At 47.2% G+C, this 21476-nt stretch carries 21 protein-coding genes; 6 read left to right on the top strand and 15 right to left on the bottom strand.

What is annotated here, in order from left to right; all coding sequences use genetic code 11:
• The 10 genes from H4O21_RS23065 to H4O21_RS23110 all read right to left on the bottom strand — a co-directional run.
• Positions 1–342: transposase (locus H4O21_RS23065; RefSeq protein WP_182811862.1), on the bottom strand; the 342-nt coding region annotated here is incomplete at its 3' end.
• A gap of 717 nt (positions 343–1059) precedes the next feature.
• Positions 1060–1419 (bottom strand): hypothetical protein, encoded by a 360-nt coding sequence (locus tag H4O21_RS23070; RefSeq protein ID WP_182811865.1) that lies wholly within the window; start codon positions 1417–1419, stop codon positions 1060–1062.
• A gap of 544 nt (positions 1420–1963) precedes the next feature.
• Complete coding sequence (choV, locus tag H4O21_RS23075) at positions 1964–3136, bottom strand: choline ABC transporter ATP-binding protein (protein ID WP_182811868.1); 1173 nt, start codon at positions 3134–3136, stop codon at positions 1964–1966.
• A 2-nt stretch (positions 3137–3138) separates the two neighbouring features.
• A complete protein-coding gene (gene choW, locus H4O21_RS23080) occupies positions 3139–3981 on the bottom strand; it encodes a choline ABC transporter permease subunit (protein ID WP_182811871.1) in 843 nt (280 codons plus the stop codon).
• 141 nt (positions 3982–4122) lie between these two features.
• The gene (locus H4O21_RS23085) at positions 4123–5058 is read right to left on the bottom strand and encodes a choline ABC transporter substrate-binding protein (protein WP_182811874.1); all 936 of its coding nucleotides are present in this window, start codon (positions 5056–5058) and stop codon (positions 4123–4125) included.
• A gap of 180 nt (positions 5059–5238) precedes the next feature.
• Positions 5239–6915: a choline dehydrogenase gene (betA, locus tag H4O21_RS23090; protein ID WP_182811877.1), complete on the bottom strand. Its 1677-nt coding sequence runs from the start codon at positions 6913–6915 to the stop codon at positions 5239–5241.
• Positions 6916–7024: 109 nt separating this feature from the next.
• The gene (gene betB / locus H4O21_RS23095) at positions 7025–8491 is read right to left on the bottom strand and encodes a betaine-aldehyde dehydrogenase (RefSeq protein WP_182811878.1); all 1467 of its coding nucleotides are present in this window, start codon (positions 8489–8491) and stop codon (positions 7025–7027) included.
• Positions 8492–8614: 123 nt separating this feature from the next.
• The gene (betI, locus tag H4O21_RS23100) at positions 8615–9235 is read right to left on the bottom strand and encodes a transcriptional regulator BetI (RefSeq protein WP_182811882.1); all 621 of its coding nucleotides are present in this window, start codon (positions 9233–9235) and stop codon (positions 8615–8617) included.
• A 349-nt stretch (positions 9236–9584) separates the two neighbouring features.
• The gene (locus H4O21_RS23105) at positions 9585–10493 is read right to left on the bottom strand and encodes a DMT family transporter (RefSeq protein ID WP_182811885.1); all 909 of its coding nucleotides are present in this window, start codon (positions 10491–10493) and stop codon (positions 9585–9587) included.
• 276 nt (positions 10494–10769) lie between these two features.
• A complete protein-coding gene (locus H4O21_RS23110) occupies positions 10770–11408 on the bottom strand; it encodes a glutathione S-transferase family protein (RefSeq protein WP_182811888.1) in 639 nt (212 codons plus the stop codon).
• Between the two features lie 161 nt (positions 11409–11569).
• Between H4O21_RS23110 and H4O21_RS23115 the strand changes: the two genes are divergently transcribed.
• Entirely contained in the window at positions 11570–12220 is a 651-nt protein-coding gene (locus H4O21_RS23115; protein WP_255487436.1) for a TetR/AcrR family transcriptional regulator, read from the top strand.
• Between the two features lie 25 nt (positions 12221–12245).
• Positions 12246–12413 (top strand): hypothetical protein, encoded by a 168-nt coding sequence (locus H4O21_RS23120; RefSeq protein WP_182811891.1) that lies wholly within the window; start codon positions 12246–12248, stop codon positions 12411–12413.
• A gap of 103 nt (positions 12414–12516) precedes the next feature.
• Here the strand turns inward: H4O21_RS23120 and H4O21_RS23125 are convergent, their stop codons facing one another.
• The gene (locus tag H4O21_RS23125; RefSeq protein WP_182811893.1) at positions 12517–13779 is read right to left on the bottom strand and encodes a benzoate/H(+) symporter BenE family transporter; all 1263 of its coding nucleotides are present in this window, start codon (positions 13777–13779) and stop codon (positions 12517–12519) included.
• A 324-nt stretch (positions 13780–14103) separates the two neighbouring features.
• Between H4O21_RS23125 and H4O21_RS23130 the strand changes: the two genes are divergently transcribed.
• The 4 genes from H4O21_RS23130 to H4O21_RS23145 all read left to right on the top strand — a co-directional run bounded on the left by H4O21_RS23130 (position 14104) and on the right by H4O21_RS23145 (position 17311).
• Complete coding sequence (locus H4O21_RS23130) at positions 14104–14673, top strand: helix-turn-helix domain-containing protein (RefSeq protein ID WP_182811896.1); 570 nt, start codon at positions 14104–14106, stop codon at positions 14671–14673.
• 54 nt (positions 14674–14727) lie between these two features.
• Positions 14728–15612, top strand: a complete 885-nt coding sequence (locus tag H4O21_RS23135; protein WP_182811898.1) for a helix-turn-helix transcriptional regulator — start codon at positions 14728–14730, stop codon at positions 15610–15612.
• Between the two features lie 163 nt (positions 15613–15775).
• Positions 15776–16390: a YbhB/YbcL family Raf kinase inhibitor-like protein gene (locus H4O21_RS23140; protein WP_255487437.1), complete on the top strand. Its 615-nt coding sequence runs from the start codon at positions 15776–15778 to the stop codon at positions 16388–16390.
• Between the two features lie 156 nt (positions 16391–16546).
• Positions 16547–17311, top strand: a complete 765-nt coding sequence (locus H4O21_RS23145) for a substrate-binding periplasmic protein (protein WP_182811901.1) — start codon at positions 16547–16549, stop codon at positions 17309–17311.
• Between the two features lie 89 nt (positions 17312–17400).
• Here H4O21_RS23145 and H4O21_RS23150 read toward each other — a convergent pair whose 3' ends face one another.
• From H4O21_RS23150 to H4O21_RS23165, 4 genes are all read right to left on the bottom strand, one after another.
• On the bottom strand, positions 17401–19176 hold the full coding sequence (locus H4O21_RS23150) for an acyl-CoA dehydrogenase family protein (RefSeq protein ID WP_182811904.1): 1776 nt from the start codon (positions 19174–19176) through the stop codon (positions 17401–17403).
• A 294-nt stretch (positions 19177–19470) separates the two neighbouring features.
• The gene (locus H4O21_RS23155) at positions 19471–19758 is read right to left on the bottom strand and encodes a diguanylate cyclase (RefSeq protein ID WP_182811907.1); all 288 of its coding nucleotides are present in this window, start codon (positions 19756–19758) and stop codon (positions 19471–19473) included.
• A gap of 89 nt (positions 19759–19847) precedes the next feature.
• Entirely contained in the window at positions 19848–20432 is a 585-nt protein-coding gene (locus H4O21_RS23160; RefSeq protein ID WP_182811910.1) for a Tll0287-like domain-containing protein, read from the bottom strand.
• Between the two features lie 292 nt (positions 20433–20724).
• A complete protein-coding gene (locus H4O21_RS23165; protein ID WP_182811914.1) occupies positions 20725–21234 on the bottom strand; it encodes a universal stress protein in 510 nt (169 codons plus the stop codon).
• Positions 21235–21476 lie beyond the last annotated feature (242 nt).

Genomic DNA, 21476 nt, shown 5'->3' on the forward strand with positions numbered 1-21476 from the left:
TTCCTGCAGGGGCTGAGTAGCAGCACCGGCAATACAGGCCGCTTTCCATTCTCTGACCTGCTCAGGATACAGACCCTTTTCCCGGCAGTACCGGCTGAGCTCGGCTTCGGACAGAGAAGCGGTTTCTAGGACAACGGCAAACCGGGCTTCAGCGGACCATGAATCTGTTTTGCTCTGATGACCTGGCACGGGGACTCCTTCTGAACGACATTGTTTCCGCCAATTGTACAGGGTCTGCTCAGAAACACCTTCTTCGCGTGCGACGTCAGGGACAGAGCGATTCTGAGGCGGCAGTAGTTTTTTCAGTATGGCTTCACGACGTTCATCAGAATAACGCGGCATATCCGATCCTTAAGCCCGCTGTTGAATTGTTTTTTTCAATAAAGGTTATCGGACAACTATCCTGACACAGCGGGATTTTCAATGGCTTTTTTCCGTTGGGTGTCAATCCAATGGGCTGCATCGTCAATATGAACCAAAAGCTTTCGGTTTTCCCTGATAACGGGGATAGGAAAAATATTAGTCGAAAGCTGGTTTTTAGCCGGTAAAATGTTTCAATGAATGATTACCCGAGGGGGATAGATGAACGATGGCACCGCTCTTGACCAGCTCTCTTTTATTAGAAATGTATTTACTTTTTACCATTGTCGTACTACCTTGGTCTATATGTAAAGCATAGCCCCCTCCCTCGGGTTCTTTTGCACTTTCTCTATTATTTGAACCAGTCCTGGCTTCCCCGTGACTGGTTTTTTTATGGGCTGAAGTTGATGATGTATTTGCATTAATTGACTTATATCACTACTTTTAAGTATGTAAAGTAGACATCACTTCGGGTGTCTTTGTTAATTTGACCAGCTTGGGCTTTGCCTGCAGCTGGTTTTTTTATGCTTATGATCAGATCATGTGCCGCGAATCTGCCCGGAAAAAGCTATAAGGCTGGCACCCGGATCAGGAAAACAGTGTGAAATCTACACAGGGAATCTATCTGGATAGAAAATCGCGAAAAATGGATAATAGGCAGAGACTTTGAATTCCAGTCGCATAGTGAGATTGAAAATATCAGGCTGCTTTTTGAATTTTCACTGATCTTGCCAGCCAGACAATAATATCATCTCCAATCTGACTGACAGATAAAACCATATAGCCATCCTGTTCAAAACCTGCAGGCCAGTCTGGTGAAGGGCCTGTTTCTCCTGATAGCCAGCGTTCAACGATTTCTGGCGAGTATCGATTACCAATATGGACAATCTTAGAGTGTATCCCTTTTTCCTGGGTCCAGCGCTCCATTTCAACACTACTTGTCTGGTCTGACCAGTCCGGTAGGTGAGGGTGAGTCCAGTTTCCATAGTGGTCACGGCGAACAGGGATTCTTTTTAACGGAGAATCTATTTGTTCTGTCTTAGCTATACCTGAAGTCATAAAACACTCCATTCTGTTCAAAGGCCATTGTCCTTTTGTGCCGCCAACTACTTGAGTCATTGTTCTATGATTGTGTTTTTATCTTTTTTTGAATGAAATTTGTATTATTGATTGTATCTCAGTATGCATGGAGATGGCTGAAAATTTAACCAGGGTTATTACCGGTTTTTCCGATGTTTTTTTTATAAATGATGATTGTTTTTCTATGTCTTTGTTTTTTAAGATAAATTTATTATTCTCTGTGCCGCGCTAGAATGATGGAGTGTAATAGCCTGTAATTATTATGTGCCCTATAGTACTTTTTTATATTTTTTCTGCCTTCAGGGGGTATGCCGGGAAAGCCCTGTTTTTGGGTTCGGCTGTATAAGTGCTATCTGTAATAGCTGGATTTTATTACTAAGTTTGATGTATGAATGGTGTAATGACGTGTAATTTTTAAACTAGAAGATATGTATGACCCGCTTCAGAAAAATGTCTGCGCAGGTGTTGGTAACTCCTGATAGTGATCGATTAGAATCAACTATCAGGAGTGATCTTTTGCGGGTTAATCGGCTACAAAGTGCTTACCTAACAAAGCGTAATAAAAGTTATTGTCGTTGAGCACCCCGGTAAATGCGCCATTTTCTTGCAGAAGAACAGGCAAACGGCTGCTGTATCTGAGATTAATAGCGTCTCGCATGCTGATATCGGGCGAAGCAATGGCAAACTGATCTTTCTGACCATCACCATTTTGCCACTGCTGGACAGGTAATATACTGTCTGCTTTACCTGCCCGAGCGATTTTCCCTTCTTCCAGCTCAACCCAGTAGTGATGGTGTTTATCCAGAATAATGCGTTTACCGTCTCGAGACAGTTTATCCTGTGGTGTCATCAGAGTACGTCCACCCAGAACATTCAGAGGATTCGTGTGAGCAACAAAATCTTCAACATAAGCGGTTTCCGGGTTCAGGACTATTTGCTCAGGTTCACCATGCTGGATAATTCGTGCTGATTCCATAATGGCTATGTGAGAACCAATTTTCAGTGCCTCATCCAGATCGTGGCTTACGAAGATAATGGTTTTTTTCAGGTTTTTCTGCAGCTCAATCAGTTCATCCTGTAGTTGAGATCTGATCAGAGGATCAAGTGCTGAAAAAGGTTCATCCATCAACAGAATATCGGTGTCCATTGCAAAGGCTCTGGCCAGACCAACCCTTTGCTGCATACCACCAGATAATTCATGGGGCAGGGAATGTGCCCACTCCTGCAGACCAACCATCTCCAGCTTTTCCATAGCACTCTGATGGCGGACTTTTTTCTCTATGCCTTTCATCTCCAGGCCGAAAGCGACATTCTCCAGTACGCTTAACCAGGGCATCAGAGCAAATTTCTGGAATACCATAGAAACACGGTTAGTTCTCAGATGGCGAAGTGTTTTTTCATCGCAATTGGCCAGATCAACAACACGGTCACCGTCTTTTACTTCCAGTTTGCCCCGGCTGATAGGGTTTAAGCCGTTTACTGTGCGTAATAAGCTGGATTTCCCCGAACCCGAAAGACCCATCAGTACACAGATCTCACCTTCATCGACCTTAATCGAAGCGTTGTGTACACCAACAACAGACCCTGTCTGGTCAATGATCTGCTGACGGGTCATACCCTGATCCAGCAGAGACATAGCCTGCTGTGGTTTATCACCAAACACCACATCCAGATTCTGAATATTAATTACGCTCATATTCATACTTCCTTCTGATTCGGTTGTTTACACAGGCGATCCAGCATGATTGCAACCAGTACGATAGCCAGACCCGCTTCAAAGCCCTGGGAGATATTAACGGTATTCAGCGCCCGGACAACGGGTTTACCCAGACCATCAGCCCCGACCAGGGCTGCAATAACCACCATAGACAGGGATAGCATGATGCACTGAGTCACACCGGCCATGATATTAGGCATAGCGGCAGGTAGTTCAACTTTGAACAGGAGTTTCCAGCGTGTAGCACCGAAAGCTTTGCCCGCTTCTAACAGTTCTGCGGGCACACTACTGATGCCCAGAGCCGTCAGGCGTATTGGGGCGGCAATGGCAAAGATAATAGTCGAAATCAGGCCGGGTACGACGCCCAGACCAAACAGAATCAGAGTTGGAATCAGATAAACAAACGTTGGGATAGTTTGCATCAGATCCAGCACAGGCCGGATACCGGTATAAAATTTTGGATAATGGGCAGCCAGGATGCCGATTGGGATGCCGATCATGACACACAACATAGTGGCCGTCAGCACTAGTACCAGAGTTTCTATCATCTCTGTCCAGTATCCCAGGTTAGCAATGATCAGCAGGGAGACCAGTACAAAAGCTACCAGACCGATGGAGCGGTGTAACCACCAGGCAAAGCCTGCGGTTCCGGCGATCAGTAACAGCGGCGGGCATAACAGTAACAGGTCTGTGATACCCAGAATTAACCATTCCAGTGAGAAAGCGATAGCATCAAAAAAACCTGCAGCGTTACCAATCAACCAGTCTACAAAGGTTTCCATCCACTGGCCCAGAGGGATTTTATGTTCAGTTATCCAGTTCATGGCGGATTACTCAATATTTGTCAGGGGCTGGCAGAGGCAGTCCCCGGACGGAAAAACAGAACGATGGTTCAGACAGCTTCAGACCAGAGGCGTAAGGTTTCTCTGGTCCCTGAACCATCGATGATCAGGTTGTTATTATTATCAGATGTTCAGGTGTTGCTTTACGGCAGCCAGGCCAGGTTTGCCGTCCAGTGTTTTTACACCATCCAGCCACTTGTCCAGTACCTGAGGGTTACTTTTCAGCCATTGAGCGGCTGCTTTCTGTGGTTTCTGACCTTCATCCAGAATGGCTGACATCACCTGGTTTTCCATCGTCAGGGTAAATTCCAGATTGGTCAGCAGTTTGCCCATATTCGGACAATCCTGGCTGTAGTTCTTGCGGGTATTGGTGTAAACCGTTGCGCCACCATAATTGGGGCCAAACCAGTCATCACCACCATCCAGGTAAGCAATATCAAAGTTGCTGTTCATCGGGTGCGGTTCCCAGCCCAGGAACACAACCCATTTGTTACGACGCTCAGAGCGTTTCACTTCTGACAGCATGCCGGCTTCAGAGGATTCCACCAGTTTGAAGTTTTTCAGACCAAAGGCATCTTTATCAATCATATCCTGAATCAGGCGGTTACCATCATTGCCCGGTTCAATACCATAAATACGCTTGCTAAATTGACGCTCATGTTTTGCGATATCAGCAAAGCTGCGTACACCGGCATCATAAGCGGCCTGGTTAACGGCCAGGGTATATTTCGCGCCTTCCAGATTAGCACGTACTGTTTCAACGGTACCGGCTTCACGGTATTTAGCGATATCGCCTTCCATGGTTGGCATCCAGTTGCCCAGGAAAACATCCAGTTCACCAGAGGCCAGAGAGGTATAAGTCACAGGAACAGAAAGCAGCTGTGTTTTTGGCGAATAACCCAGACCTTTGACGATCTCTGATGTTACAGCTGTTGTTGCGGTAATATCTGTCCAGCCTACATCAGAGAAACGCACGGTTTTACAGTCGTTTGCCAGAGCTGCACTACTTATCGTCAGTGCAATAGCGGCCGTCAGTGTTTTTGCTTTCAGGAAGTACATATAAACCCCTTAAAGAGTTAATGGTGTTGTTGTTATGGTTTTCTGTACTTCAAGGGCAAACCGGGCTGATCATCGTATAAAGCTAAAATCCGCGTGGCCTGGCCTTGAAATACAACATATGCCGGTTTAACCGACAAGGCCGAAAGCGTTACCACTTTCGGCCTGAAACAGAAATACTGATTATCTTTGCTGTGTCTGATACTCAGGGTGAATCCAGACTGGTACACCCGCAGGTGGCAGAGGGGCCTGGCCCAGAATCATATCCGCCGCTTTTTCGGCTACCATGATGGTCGGCGCATTCAGGTTTCCGTTGGTGATGGTCGGGAATATCGATGAATCGACTACCCTGAGGTTATCAACGCCCCTTACCCGGCACTCACTATCCAGAACTGCCATAGGGTCATCATCAGCCCCCATTTTGCAGGTACATGATGGGTGGTAAGCACTTTCTACGTGCTCCCGGACCCAGGCATCGATCTGTTCGTCTGTTTCCACATCGTAACCTGGCTGAATTTCATTACCTCTGTATCCATCCAGTGATTTCTGATTCAGAATCTCACGGGTTAACCGGATACAGGCGCGCCAGTCTTCAATATCCTGTTGTTCTTTCAGGTAATTAAACAGAATCTCAGGTGCCTGATTCGGATCCGCACTGGTGATGCGGATATAGCCGCGGCTGGCCGGTTTATTCGGGCCAACATGAACCTGGAAGCCGTGACCTTTAAACGCTGCATTGCCGTCATAGCGCATCGCTGCGGGCAGGAAGTGATACTGAATATCCGGCCATTTCAATCCGGCGCGGGAACGGATAAAGGCGCAGGATTCAAAGTGGTTGGTCGCTCCAAGGCCATCTTTGAACAGTATCCAGCGTGTGCCTATCAGGCCTTTGCTGATCAGGTTCAGTTTACTGTTCAGGGAGATGGGCTGTTTGCACTCATACTGGAAGTACACTTCCAGGTGATCCTGTAGATTTTCACCTACGCCAGGCAGATCTTTGACGACATTAACACCGGCTTTGCTGAGTACGTCTGCCGGGCCAATGCCCGATAGTTGCAGTAACTGAGGTGAACCGACAGAGCCTGCAGAACTGATCACTTCCTTACTGGCCTGTACGACTTTAATTTCACCTTTATGCTCAAACTCAACGCCGGTTACTGTAATCTGATCACCGTCCTGATGGGTTATGACTTTCCGACTCATAACGCCTGTCAATACGGTCAGGTTCTGACGTTTCATCGCGCGACGCAGGTAAGCATTGGATGTGGAGCTACGCACGCCGTCTTTAACGGTCATATGCATAGGTCCGAAGCCTTCTTGTTGATAACCGTTATAGTCCGGTGTGTAACTGTATCCGGCATCTTTACCTGCATCGATAAAGGCCTGATACAGAGGGTTCAGACTCATATCATTACCATTACAGGTACCGACAGGGCCTTCACCGCCGCGATACTGGTCTGCACCACCGCTCCAGCTTTCTGCCCGTTTGAAATAAGGCAGACAACTCTGGTAATCCCAGCCTTCTGCGCCCTGTTCTGCCCACTGATCAAAATCGCAGGCGTGACCACGAACATACACCATGCCGTTGATAGATGAGGAGCCACCGAGGGTTTTACCTCGGGGAGTGTGCAATGAGCGGTTATCGACACCGGGTTCAGGCAGGGTGTGGAACTGCCAGCACAGGTGTTCTGTGTTCATTGGATAGGAAAGTGCCGTGGGCATCTGAATAAAGATACTACGGTCGCTGCCACCTCGCTCCAGCAGAAGCACGCTGTGCTCTCCGGAAGCACTCAGGCGATCTGCCAGTACACAGCCAGCTGATCCTGCCCCGATAATGATGTAATCGTATTGCTGTTGCATATATCGTGTCCGATAAAAGTACAGATCGGCAAAGTCGGTGACAGACGATCTGTTATCTGTGTTGCTATAGCCCCTTATTCATAAGAATAAGGAGCAGATCCTGTCGCGATTAGTAAGGGCGTTCCAGCTCACCCAGTTCCACCAGTACGCTCTTCAGCTGGGTATAGTGTTTCAGGGTTTCGACGCCGTTTTCCCGGCCAATACCAGACTCTTTATAACCACCTACTGGCATTTCAGCCGGTGAGGCGCCCCAGGTGTTAATCCAGCAGATACCAGCCTGCAACTGGTTGATCACACGATGGGCCCGACTAATGTCTTTCGTGAATACCCCGGCAGCCAGGCCAAAGCGGGTATCGTTTGCCCGTTGAATAACCTCATCTTCTTCACTGAATTTCAGCACTGACATAACAGGGCCAAAGATCTCTTCAGCAACATTCGGCATATCATCAGAGCAGTCTGCAAAAACGGTTGGTTTAACAAAAGCGCCTTTATCCAGGCCGTTGTCCGTTGCACGCTCACCGCCACAGATCAGGCGTGCGCCAGCGTCCTTCGCCTGTTCGATATAACCCAGAACTTTCTGCATATGTTGCTGAGAAATCAGAGCACCAACCTGGGTATCAGGATGTGTCGGATCGCCAATGATCATCTGCTCGGTGCGCGCTTTCAGTTCTGTCAGGAATTCGTCATAGATATTTTCGTGCACAAAGACGCGTGTGCCATTGGTACAGACTTCACCCTGGGTATAGAAGTTTGCCAGCATAGCGCCGGATACAGCCTGTTCGACGGGCATATCCGGGAAGATAATCATGGGGGATTTTCCACCCAGCTCCATCGTGACCTGTTTCAGGCTGGCAGATGAAGCTGCCATGACTTTCTTACCGGTACCACATTCACCCGTGAAAGACACTTTGGCTATTTCCGGGTGTCTGGTCAGCATCTGACCAACACGATAATCGCCCTGAATCACATTGAAGACACCGTCCGGAACACCTGCTTCGGTGTAAATTTCAGCCAGCTTCAGAGCTGTCAGAGGCGTTTCTTCTGATGGTTTGAAAATCATGGCATTGCCTGCAGCCAGTGCTGGAGCAGATTTCCAGCAAGCGATCTGAACAGGGTAGTTCCAGGCGCCGATACCTGCGCAGATTCCCAGAGGTTCACGACGGGTATAGAAGAAGTTCTGTTCATTGAGCTGCTGATAATCACCCTGAATTTTATCTGCAAGGCCAGCATAGTACTCAATGACATCTGCGCCAGTGACGATATCAACGGCAACGGCTTCCTGCCAGGGCTTACCGGTATCCTGTACTTCCAGCATTGCCAGTTCGTCGTTACGCTCTCTTAACAGTGCGACAGCCTTATTCAGAATACGGGCACGCTCAATGCCTGACATGGCAGCCCAGACCGCCTGTCCTTCTCTGGCTGATTCTACGGCTGCAGTCATCGCAGCCTCATCACCCTGAGCAATGACGGCCAGCATTTCACCGGTTGCCGGGTTGGTGCTGATGAATGTTTCTGCTGGCGTTTCAGTATAGTAACGGCCGTGAATGTAGTGCTGTACTGGTGTATCTGTTGTCATAATATCTATCCGTTGTCAGCATTAATGTTGCTGATTCTGGTTTTTCCGGTTTTCCTCAGCCGATGCCCTTGCCTGTTCAGATAACGGATCTCTGAGGGAAATGTTGAAGTAATCAGAAGCCGGTTAACCGGTATGTCTGGTCTGAGATTCCTGCCAGACAGATTCCGGTAACTGCAGCTGCAGATAATCAATAATCAGTTTCTCCGCCAGAGCCTTATTAATACCTTCTGGCGATAACGCACCCCTGAGCCATATTCCATCAATTAAAGCGGCGACTCCCTGAGCAATAAATACCGCTCTGTCGTGGTCGGTAACACGTTTAAGCTCCCGGCGCAGATAAGACAGCAAGCGCTGTTCATTGACCCTCTGTAGCCGGTGTAGCTGAGGTTTATGCATGGAGTGAGACCAGAACGTCAGCCAGGTCTTAACGACTTTGGTATCCAGCTGCTCCTGAGCAAAGTTACCTTTTACGATGGCAATGATGCGTCCGGGAACATCATCTTTATCAACACCGTCCAGTTGTTGACGAATAGCCATAGAGAGTTCTTTCAGCACAGAGCGCATGGTGGCTTCCAGCAAACCATCTTTTCCACCGAAATAGTGGTTGATAATGGCAGGAGAAACCCCGGCGTAGCCGCTGATCATAGAAACGCTGGCTTTATGTAACCCCACATCATTGACGGCCTGCATGGTGGCATTAATCAACTGGGGTTTTCGGATTTCCGGCATGCCGACTTTAGGCATCTGAAGCTCCGTTTTTTCTTAAATGAATGTTTAATTAAAAATGACAGAGATCAACCCGATGTGCAACCTGAAAAAGATTAGATCTCTAATAAAAAGTATATTTTCTGCTAATTTTTATGACCAGGAAGTGAATAATAGTCGTGAAAAGTCAAGATAAGAGAGATTACAGGCATAAATTTTTTCTGAAAAATTTCTTTCAGAATCAAATAACTGTCGAGAAATGAAAAATTATTCGCCTGACGTTGAAGTAAAATATGTCTGAAAGCGACGTTAAATAAAATTTCTAGCCATACACACCTGATAAAGACTTTTTACTCAGGTGCTACTTTTGTTCCGGTACTATGTTTGTTCAGGAGGTTATATGTGAAGCCGGTCGGATTAACTGCCAGATTACCTTCCAGCGATTGATCAGCATTGCTGTGAAAATAAGCAGACAGCCGAGGAACTGCAGCAGACTCATGGATTCATGTAACCAGAAAGCTGCGAATAGTGCTGTCCACACGGGCTCAAGAGTCATAATGATAGCGGCGTGACTGGATGAGGCCATACCCTGGGCTTGTGTCTGAACGTAAAAACGCAGACTGGTGGCGATAAATGCACTGGCCAGCAGCCATCCCCAGATACTGGCGGTTTGTTGCCATATCTGTTGCTCCATAAACAGTGATACTGAGAAAGCCACTATCCCGGTCAATAACAGTTGTATGGCCGTCAGTGGCATGGTTGCAATACGTGCCGAGTAGCGGCTGTTCATGACAAAAAAGACAGCAAACAATAAAGCGGCCAGCAGGAAGAACAACTCTCCGATGCCAAAAATAAAATGACTGTCTAATGACAGACACCCCAGTCCTGCAATCACGACAGGTAATGATAGCCACAGTGAACGATCCGGTTTTTCTCCAAAGCACAGGCTGACGATGGGCACAAGTACCACGCCCAGGCTGGTCAGAAAGGCTCCGATGCCAACATGAGATGCATAATTCAACCCCAGAATCCACAGGATCATGGCGACAGAAAATAAGCCGCCAACTTTACAGGCCTGAGTAAATTCAGTCACCGTCAATCTGCGCAGACTGCGGTAGCCCAGTAATACCAGCAGCAGGCCAGCCAGGATGAAGCGAATACTGATGAAATGTACGGGCTCAAAGCCCTGCAGGGCTTCTTTAGAGAAAATCCACCCGGCTCCGGCCAGTAACGTGGTCAGAATTAACAGCAGGTCTGCCTGTGTATGACTGGGAAGCTGGGTTAACCGCTGAGGCATACTGATGATCCTTGTAAATAAGCCTGAGATCTGCCAGAAAATCTGGCGGGGCTAATTTAACGTAAAATCATCTGGTTTTCTGATTTTCTTTGTTAAAAAGTGAAGACCATATTGTTTGCGGATATTGGATTCTTATTAATCCTGAGCTCTATGCCTGATCGTCAGGCATAGTTTTTCTGCTGAATGCTTTTGCCTTGTTTGTCACTGCCAGCAAATGTAGCAGAGCATTTGGCTCGGGCATGCCATCAGGATTGGATCATGCCCGGCTATACGGTCTCAGACCAGAATATCTTTCGCACCGGGTTGTTGCATTATTCTGTTCAGATAACCATGGATCGGGCTGTTTTCCTCTACTAGCTGCAAATCTTTCTGCATGATGGCAGCGTAATGTGCCATAGGGGCAATCAGTGCATCTGCCAGAGTAAACTGATTGCTACAGATATAATCTGTTCCGGTTGCCTGCAGCTGTTTTTCGATCACTGCCACGGCTTTCAGGGCACCGGGTTTATTTCGCATCAGTTTTTCTTTATCCGGTTTGCCATCAGGGCCGGATGGAAAGGCCAGCTCTACCATGAATTTTCGTATCAGAGCCTGATCTATCTGAGTAATAGCCATTGAGCACCAGGCATCATGCTGAGCCTGATCGATCAGGGATTCAGGCTGAAGCGCTGGTTCAGGGTATTTTGCGTCCAGATAGCGGCAAATGGCCAGTGTTTCCCCCAGAGTAACCTGTTCGTCCCGAATAACCGGAATTTTAGCAAAGCGGTGTAACTGGTAATGAGCTTCCGAGCGAAAAGGGATCTCTTCATCTCCCAGCTGCCAGCTGACCCGGTAAGGTTGCTGTTTCTGAGCACAAACCAGCGCGACACTACGAATAAAATTACTGTGGGGTAAACCCAGAATACTGATCATCATTCTGCCCTTATCAATCTGATAGTTGTTACTGTGATACTGCTTTCATCGACAGAGGTCACAAGCTTTGTTCCGCCTTTTACTTTAGGTCGCATGACAATATGATCAAGAACATCTTTTGTTCTTGTAGTCAGAGGTGGAACAGAAAAGTGGTGCAGGGCCATATGATGACTTCATATTGTGGCTGCTATTGCGCTGATTTGTCGCTATCCTCGGCAACGAAACAGAATAATTTGCTTGATAAAGGTTATCCGATGCCCTGGTCTCCGGAACAGAAAATACAGACACGTGAAAAAATACTGCACAGTGCCGCCAGACTGTTTACCCGAAATGGTTTTGAAAAGGTTTCGATTAACGATGTGATGCAGCAGGCTGGTCTGACCCGTGGTGCTTTCTATAAGCATTTTGCATCTAAATCAGAACTGTACTCCGAAGCCATTGTGTATGGTGCCCGTAAGGTCGTAGCAGAACGAAAATCAAGAGCAATTGATATGAAATCTGTGCTGGAAGCGTATCTGTCGAGGGATCATGTTGAAGCGGTTGATGGCGCTTGCCCTCTGGCATTTCTGGTATCGGATATTGCTCAACAAGGGAATATTGATCAGAAGGCTTATCAGCAGGTATTGGAAGGGCTGATCGATATTCTGACGAAAGAATCAGGGCAATCGGAAGATACGGCGCTTTTGAGCAGTATTCTGATGATTGGCGGTGTCGCTCTGGCCAGAGCTGTGAATGATGAGTCCTTATCGGATCGGATTCTGAGTGTTGCCAGAAATGAAACCCGAAAGCAGCTGATCGAGAATGGTGGTGAATGAAAAAGCAGAGTAACCAGTAAGTGTTATGATTAAGATTGTGCCGATTGAAGATGATGAGCCTCTGGCTGAGATGGTCTGTGGGCTTCTTCGTATTGAAGGTTACGAATTCTTCTGGGGGCAGATTGTCATTTATGAGCCTGAAGGCGTGCTACTATGCCAATTTGATGGCACTGAAAACCGTTTGTGGGTCTGATCAATGAATTAAAAGCAGTGGCAGAGCAGCGTCTGGTGATGCTTTTTGACTCTGCCACAGTGACATCAGCCAGTCGTGCTGATGGTATCTATCTGGATGAAGATTAGCATTTATTACTGGGTAAAGGGGTTGCAGGTGCAGTAGAGCGTTCTGGCGTACTGCCATAATCGGATGGATTTTCTTCAGCAGAAACAAGTGTTTTATTGCCTGTGCTGCGGGTGTGATTAAGCCCGCAGACTAGAGCGCCTGCGATTAATCCCCAGAAAGCACTGCCAGTCCCTGCCAGTGTTAAACCGGATGCCGTGACGATAAAAGTGATCAGGGCGGCTTCCCGGTGCTTTTCATCTGACAGCGCTGAGTGCAGACTGGCTGCAATGGTATTCAGTAATGCCAGTCCGGCCAGGGCGACTATCATCGCTTTGGGTAGCGCAAGCATCAGTCCGACCACTGCAGTGGCAAACAACCCTGCCAGAAAGTAGAACACGCCAGCCCAGATGCAGGCCAGGTAACGTCGCTCAGGGATAGGGTCTGCTTCTTTACCCATGCAGATGGCTGCAGTAATGGCTGACAAGTTAAAGGCAAAGCCGCCAAAGGGTGCCAGTATAATGCCGGTAATGCCTGTCCAGCTGATCAGTTTTGATGCGGGTACCTGATAGTTATGCGCTTTCAGTACTGCCAGTCCTGGCATATTCTGAGACGTCATCGTCACGATAAATAAAGGAATGGCTACTCCAGTGACGGCGGATAAAGAAAACTCTGGCAGAGTCAGTACAGGTGCCGCCATTTGCCAGCTGACCTGGCTCAAATCCAGTTGTCCCTGCAATAGTGTGATTATCAGCCCCCAGAGCAGGGTGACAGGAATGACATACCGGGGAAGAAATTTTTTCACCAGCAGATAGCAAAGCAGCATACTGATGGTTAACAATTGCTGATCCTCCATGACGACAAACAGCTCCATACCAAAGGATAGCAGGACACCAGCCAGCATTGCAGACGCCAGAGCAGCAGGAATCATCGCCATCAGACGATCAAACCAGGAGGTGATGCCGCATATTGTTATCAGTAAAGAGCACAGCAGGAAAGCGCCTATAGCTTCAGCCAGGCTGTAGCCACTGAGACTGGTCACGAGCAATGCTGCTCCCGGAGTGGACCAGGCTGTTAGTACCGGCTTTTTAAACGTCAGGGATAAGCCAAAGCTGCTAAGTCCCATGCCAATACCCAGCGCCCACAACCAGGAGATGACTTCCTCAGAGCCTGCTCCTGCAGCTTGCGCAGCCTGAAATATGATAGCAGCAGAGCTGCTATAACCAACCAGTACGACAACAAAGCCTGCTGATATATGTGACAGTGACAGGTATTTCCACATCTGTTCACTCCTTTTCGGATAGCAATATGAATGTATGGCATTGTTTTTATCTTTTTGTGCGCTATAGCGCACAATCTGGACGTAAAAACATTGCATGACTGGTGCCCCGGTGATTCTGAGTTCATGGGGCATTATTATCAGGCGACGGGATCACATTCTGTACACAATGTCAGAGACTGATCAGATCGTTGATTTTTATGTGCGTTATAGCGCACATTTTTTGACTATAGCACTGTACGCTATAACGTACAAGGGTGATTGATTCACCGGGTCGGGCAGGTGATAATCTCGTTAATCACTACAGTCCCAGGGAACAGAGTACGAATGCAGGATATAAACCATTATCTTTCCGGACGGGTCAAAGCGTTACGGGCAGAGCAGGGCTGGAGTCTTGATAAGACTGCAAAGCAAACCGGGGTCAGTAAAGCGATGTTGGGGCAGATAGAACGGGGGGAATCCAGCCCGACAGTGGCTACATTGTGGAAAATTGCGACAGGTTTCCATGTTTCTTTATCTTCATTACTGGAACCTTCACCAGTGGAAGAGCAAGGCTGTGTTGTCCGTTCAGCCCATCAGTTGCGCCATCAACCCGCAGAAGGAGAGATGCTGGTTGCCTCTTTATTTCCTTTTGAGGAACACTATGGCTTTGAGATGTTTGAACTGACTTTGTTACCAGGCTACGAACGCCTGTCCGAATCTCATGATCCGGGAGTCACTGAACATGTTGTAGTGCTGAGTGGAGAAATGGAGTTGCTGGTTAATGATCAATGGCAGGTCCTCGGGCAGGGTATGGCTGTCCGGTTTGCAGGGGATAAACCTCATGGCTATCGTAACCGCTCACAAAACCCTGCTGTGTTTCATGATCTGATCTATTACCCTCAGACAAAGGCTTAACATATCTGTTGACTTGCATATCCCGTAAATAAAGACAATCTGAAGGATAATAGAATGGCATCTACTACAAGTAGTGGGGATAGAGTGGTGTCCGGATCGCCTGATGTTCAGCATAGTGATTATTTATTATCCCGGTTGTGGTTTCAGAGTCAGCAGCTGATGGACCGGCCGCAGGAGGGCTTTCCAGCTCTGGTATTCCATTGCCGTGATATGCAGAGTCTGCATCGCGTCCATTTTTATCAGCCAACTCTGCTTCTGGTACTGAAAGGGGCAAAACGTATTGAATCACCTTATGACGCAATATGCCCGCAGGGGAATCTGTTACTGATTGCTCAGGGTAGTGAGTTTCCTTTCTCAAATATTCCTGATGATGTTTACACCGCTCTGGTGATCTGCTTTCAGCCTGATGATTTTCCTTTTGCCGGACCTGCCGACCATACTCCTGAACTGGATATTGTGCAGGCCTGCAATAATGTTTTAACGGTCATTGAGCAGATGATGTCTCTGGCTGATTTACCTGCAGATAATCCGGATATTCGAGCCCTGTTATGGCAGCAACGTCGGCGGGAACTGGCACAGATACTGACGGTTCTGAATCAGGATAAAGTGTTGCGAGTGACAGACAATCCGGGCTGGAAGCAGAAACTGGCAGACCTTCTACAGACTGATTTATCTTCAACCTGGCAGATCAATGAGGTTTGTCAGATGCTGGCAATCAGTGAATCCAGCCTGAGACGGCGTTTAAAGGAAGAAAACACCGGTTTCAGGGAGTTATTAGAAGATCTCAGGCTTACTCATGGGCTGGGGTTATTGCAAACAACACAATGGCCAGTCAATCAGGTTGCGTTAAGTTGTGGTTATCAATCTGCATCACGTTTCAGTGAGCGATTCAGAAAACGGTTTCGCATTAGCCCGGCAGAACTCAGAAAAGCACGTTGATTCTGTCTCCTTTGTTTCTCTGCTTTTGTGCTAACTGCCTGTTTCAGCTTTATTCTGGAACGGTTAAGTTGACTGTTTGCGGATAGAATCTGGTGTTTTGAAGCGAATCCGTCTGTGATAAAAGCATTAATCTGTTCCTGTCTTATTTCTTCAGGAGAAGGTTATGTCTGATTTGCCGATGACTCATAAAACATTGATGAACAATATAAAACAACAATCCTGTGCTGCTACAGGATTACTCAGAAGTACTGTTCTGGCATCTTTAATCGTTGCTGTTCCGGTTTATGCTGATATGTCTGTTTCCAGTAGTGATATTCAGCCGGGAGAGATGATGTCTGTTGTCCATGAATTTAAAGGTTTTGGTTGCCAGGGGGAGAATCTTTCACCTCAATTAAGCTGGCAGGGAGCGCCTGAAAAGACCCGCAGCTTTGCTGTGACAGCTTATGATCCGGACGCTCCGACAGGCAGCGGCTGGTGGCACTGGGTGCTTGTTAATATTCCATCTGATACTACTGATTTACCCCGTGGAGCCGGTCAGCCGGATCAGCCGCCACTTCCGGCCGGGAGCCAGCAGTTCAGAACAGATTATGGTATGAATGAATTTGGGGGAGCCTGTCCGCCTCAGGGACATGGAGTGCATCGTTATCAGTTTACGGTATTTGCGCTGGACACTGAAAGGCTGGAGCTGCCTGCAGAGGCCAGTGCTGCACTGGTCGGATATTATCTGAATGCCCATAAACTGGATTCTGTCACTCTTGAAGCCTTATATGAGCGATAATAGAGTCGTTTGAAAGAGTGTCGGGAGGGTCTATTGGCAACGCCTTCCAGGTAAGTAATTACTCCGTTTTACCTCAGTTATATCAGCAGGCACCGGGTGCAGTACGACAGAATTTGAACTAATATTCTAATCTGCCCCGTTATCATGGAGTTGATAGTGTCTATTCGAGTGTTTGTCTCGGTCATGGTGCTGATTTTTTCGTCTGCGGCAAATTCTTCAGAGAGACAGCTTTTGCTGTCAACCGGAGAATGGCCGCCCTTTATCAGCTCTGGCATGGTAAATAGTGGATATGTTTCTGATATTATCCGTCAGGCTCTGCAAAGCCAGGGCTATGCTGTCGTTTTTCATTTTCTGCCCTGGAAACGAGCGATGAAATCTGCGGATATGCTGCAGGTTGATGGTAGCTTTGCCTGGTATAAAAATGCTGAGCGTTCACAAAAATTTCACTACAGTGCTCCGGTTCTAAGTACCAGTGATGTTTTCTTTCATCGCAAAGATTTTGATTTTGAGTGGAGTACCATAGCAGATCTGAAAGGACTGACTGCTGTTGGGTCATTTGGTTATCAGTATGCCGATGAGTTTAATAAAGCGGCAGAAACGGGTTTATTTCGTCTGATTCGGGCTAAATCAGATGCTGTTGCAATGAAAATGGTACAAGCCGGCCGGGCCGATATCTTTCCGATTAATATTCAGGCTGGTTTTGCTCTGTTAAGGCATGTGATGACACCTGCTGAGGCATCTACTATGACTTATCACGGTAAAACGCTGAGTGCACCTATCAGTTCACATCTGATTATCAGCAAGGATCACCCGGATGGCGAGCAAATTATTGCAGATTTCAATCGTGGGCTGAAAGAACTGATTAACAACGGTCGTTATCAGAAGATGGAAGAAGACTCACAGAAAGGGCTTTATGAATAATCTGAATCAGATCAGTCATAACATAAATAGACATCAGTGTGTCGACTGTACCCTTTGATTCTTTCAGAGGGTACAGTCATTCAGCTCATTCAGAACTGTTCTTCATCCAGAGCCATAACACTATGGCTGCCAGCCTTAATGGTGGCCAGATGGCTATAAACCCTGGGCAACAGATGCTCAGAGTAGAAGCGAGCCGTAATGAGTTTGCTTTGCAGGAACTCCGGATCTCCCTCTGATTTTTCCAGCAGGCTTTGTGCTTTCAGCGCAGAACGAGCCATAACCCAGCCGCCACACAAGTAGCCCATCAGCATCATAAAGTGAACACTTACACTGCCCGGTGCCGTTTTGTCTTCGGCATTTTCCAGTAACCACTGACGGGCCTGCTGAGCGGTATCCAGAGCAGACTTTAATGCTTCTGCCTGTTCTGACAGCTCAGCGTGTTGTGAGAGCTCAGTCTGGGTTTCCTGTATATCTGCCAGTAGTTCAGCCAGTACCTGTCCCTGGTTAGATAGTGTTTTTCGTCCAACCAGATCCAGAGCCTGAATGCCTGTTGTACCTTCATAAATAGTCAGAATTCGGGCATCACGATAATGCTGAGCTGCTCCCGTTTCTTCGATAAAGCCCATACCACCGTGAATCTGAACGCCCAGATAGGTGATTTCCTGTGCCAGCTCAGTCATCCAGCCTTTTACAATAGGTGTGTAAAGCTCAACACGGGCAAAATGCTGACGACTTGCTTCACTGTCATCAGCAAAGCGGCTGCGATCAATTTCTGAAGAAGCGATATAGGCCAGTGCTCGCATCGCCTCAACACCCGCTTTCATCTGCATCAGCATACGACGAACATCGGGGAATTTGATGATGGGGTAACGGCTTCCGTCTCTGTTGGTACCCTGAATGCGATCTTTAGCATACTGAACCGCCTGTTGGTAAGAGCGTTCTGCAATGCCCAGCCCCTGTAAGCCTACATTCTGTCTGGCATCATTCATCATGGTAAACATGCAGGACAGGCCATTATGAGGCTCACCGACTAAATACCCTGTTGCACCACCGTTATCACCAAAGCTCATGACACAGGTCGGACTACCATGAATACCTAACTTATGTTCAAGTGACACACAGTGAGCATCATTTCTTTCTGCCGGGTTACCGTTTTCATCCAGAATGAATTTAGGCACGATAAACAGTGAGATACCTTTCACGCCCGGAGGAGCATCCGGCAGACGGGCCAGAACCAGATGGACAATATTATCGGTCATCTGATGATCACCCCAGGTGATAAAAATCTTCTGACCGGTAATCAGATAATGATCACCTTCCGGAACGGCTCTGGTTTTTACTGCAGCCAGATCAGAACCGGCATCGGGTTCCGTCAGATTCATACTGCCGGTCCAGCGACCACTGATCATATTGGGTAGCCAGGTTTGCTTTAATTCATCAGAAGCATGGTGAGCGATTGCTTCGATTGCACCCTGAGTCAGCAGAGGGCATAACGCAAAAGCCAGATTAGATGACTGCCAGACTTCCGATACAGCGGTGCCCAGAACGTTAGGCAGGTTTTGTCCGCCAAACTCTTCAGACGGCGTCAGAGACTGCCAGCCGCCTTCCGCGAATTGCTGGTAGGCTTCTGAAAATCCGGGTGTTTGCTCAACGCCTTTGTCTGTCAGCTGGGCGCCCTGAGCATCACCGACCCGGTTCAGAGGGCCAAGCACTTCTGAACCCAGTTTACCAGCTTCTGTCATAATCACAGATGCCAGTTCGCTATTGATATCTTCCATGCCAGCGTCTGTACATAGCTGATCAAATTCAACCAGCTCTCGGATAACAAATTCGGCATCACGATATGGGTGTTGGTAGTCGCTCATTTTATCTTCCTCTGAGGGAATTATTATTTTTCATAGTCTTATGATTCTCCTGGCTAGTTTGAACGAATCCTGAAAATCAGCCATAACGAATCCAGTCTTTTAGTTAACTTATTCGGACATTTTTCTGGCTTTTAATGACTTAATTTGTCAAGGCGAATGAATGCCGTAAATCAGATGTTGTCAGGCAGAACTCTTTCAGGAATGAGAGCTTTATAGCTGATTGATATGGCGGATGATCAGGTTTTCCGGGTGAGATTTGGCCTGGTACATTAACTGATCTGACCGTTGTATCAGTTATTCACCAGAGCTGTCAGTATCCGGGGTGAACAGTAATGCACCTAATGATATACCGAACCCCTGCTTCTTCAGCTGAGGGGATATCTCATGATTAAGATCATTTCTGATGCGCTGACAGACGCTGATAACTCCAGTTTTATTGATATCCACAGCAGCAAAAATAAATTCATCTCCGCCATATCGGCAAAGAATATCTGTTTTCCTTAAACCGTTTCGTAAAGCATCGGCAACCTGTTTCAGAATCTGATCGCCCGTGTCCTGCCCATCTACCTGCTTTTTAAGCACCTGAACAAAAGTTTTCTGTAAAAGATTGTCTTATTCTCCAGCCAACAGGCTGGAGAATATCGAAATACGTGTATTCAGGTGTGTATATATCAGAGGGTTTTCTTCAGAGAAAATGCGCCTCTGAGATCTCCGACACTGAAACCGGTTGCCTGATCTTCAGGGTACAGATGTTGCAATTTACTGCTGATTTCTGGTGTCAGTTGACTACCATGACAGGCCAGGCATTGCTGTCCCACCGGAATCGCTTTCATTAAACGAAATGTTTTTTGTCCTGACGAATCTGTGATGACTTCACTATATGCCAGTTTTTTCAGATCAGCTCCCTGGCTGGCCTGTTGAGCAAATTTTTCCAGTACAGCCTGTTCCCATGCATCCGGAGCATTGGACGGGTTGCGTAACTTCAGACTGGTTCGGCTGATTTGCCAGTTATGCTTGTCTGATACCTGCTGGGTGACAGGTCCGGCTTTGGTATTACACACTTCAATGGCGGCAGGTAGTCCGCGCTGTTTGGCCGTTGTTGTCAGTTCTTTTCCAAGTGATGAGGCCAGTGATTGAATGACTGTGCGGGCTTCAGATTTCAGAGTCGGCACTGGCGCTGAGGCATTATCTGCCATTAAGTTGCCAGAAGTACACAGGCAAATGCCAGCCAGGATCAGGTTCAGGTTTTTTAACATCGGGATATCCTGTGGAATATCTTTAATTGCTTAATATTAGAGTGTTTTGATGTTATGTGTATTTTATTTATTTAGCAATATCTTATGTTGTGTCAAAATGCCGCAATCCCTGTCAGGGTAGATTGAAAACAGAGTAGGGGAGCTGGCTGGTCAGCAGAAGACAGAAGGTGCTTTGGGGCTATACGAAGTGAGTCTATCTGGCATATCAGGGGAGATAAAGACTATTGCTACAGAGCAGATATCAGGATAGGAACAGACCTGAGTGCAGGCCTGTTCTATTAAGTTGAGAAAATCAGGACAGTTTCGAGACCTGATCTGCTAATGGCACCATAAGCACAGGACGTTTGCTGTTGTTCATTACTTTATTGGCTGTTGAGCCCAGCAGGAATTGTCCTACAGAAGAGTGAGAGCGAATACCCATGACAATAACATCGGCGTCAATTTCATCAGCCGCTTTCAGGATCTCTTTCCACGGTTTGCCTTCCCGGACCAGAGTTTTTACCTGACCTTCAGAAAGCATCTCATTTTCTTCCAGCTCGCTTTCGCAGAACTGATTTATACGCGCCTGTAATTTCTGTTTCAGATGTTCAAGGCTCTGTTCCTGTAAATCATGCAGTGATTCGTCATGATCAACCATATTTTTGATCAGGCTTTCTGCTGATGAACTCAGCTGTTCTATTACATGCAGATAGGTGATTTCTGAATGATAGTGTCCGCACAGACTGACTGCTGCACGAAATGCCGGACGTGATCCTTTTTCGATATCGGAAGCATAAAGAATTTTTTTAACAGCAGGTAACATGTGACTACCCTCCGGGAAAAACGGGTCGGTAATTCAGTACACATGACACAGTTCTGTGTTCATAGTTGCACTGGACAGTGTTTAAAAACGCATTATTAATGCCCTGCCCGGTTTGCCGGGCAGGGCTGTATCTCATCGATACAGTAGCTCTGGTAAGAACAGAGAAATCGAAGAGATAAAGGTGATCAGTGCCAGGCGGATAATGTCTGCACACCAGAAGGGCGTTACCCCCTTGAAAATGG

Origin of the sequence: Oceanospirillum sediminis, from assembly GCF_014164585.1 — a bacterium.
Taxonomy (GTDB): Bacteria; Pseudomonadota; Gammaproteobacteria; order Pseudomonadales; family Halomonadaceae; genus Oceanospirillum; species Oceanospirillum sediminis.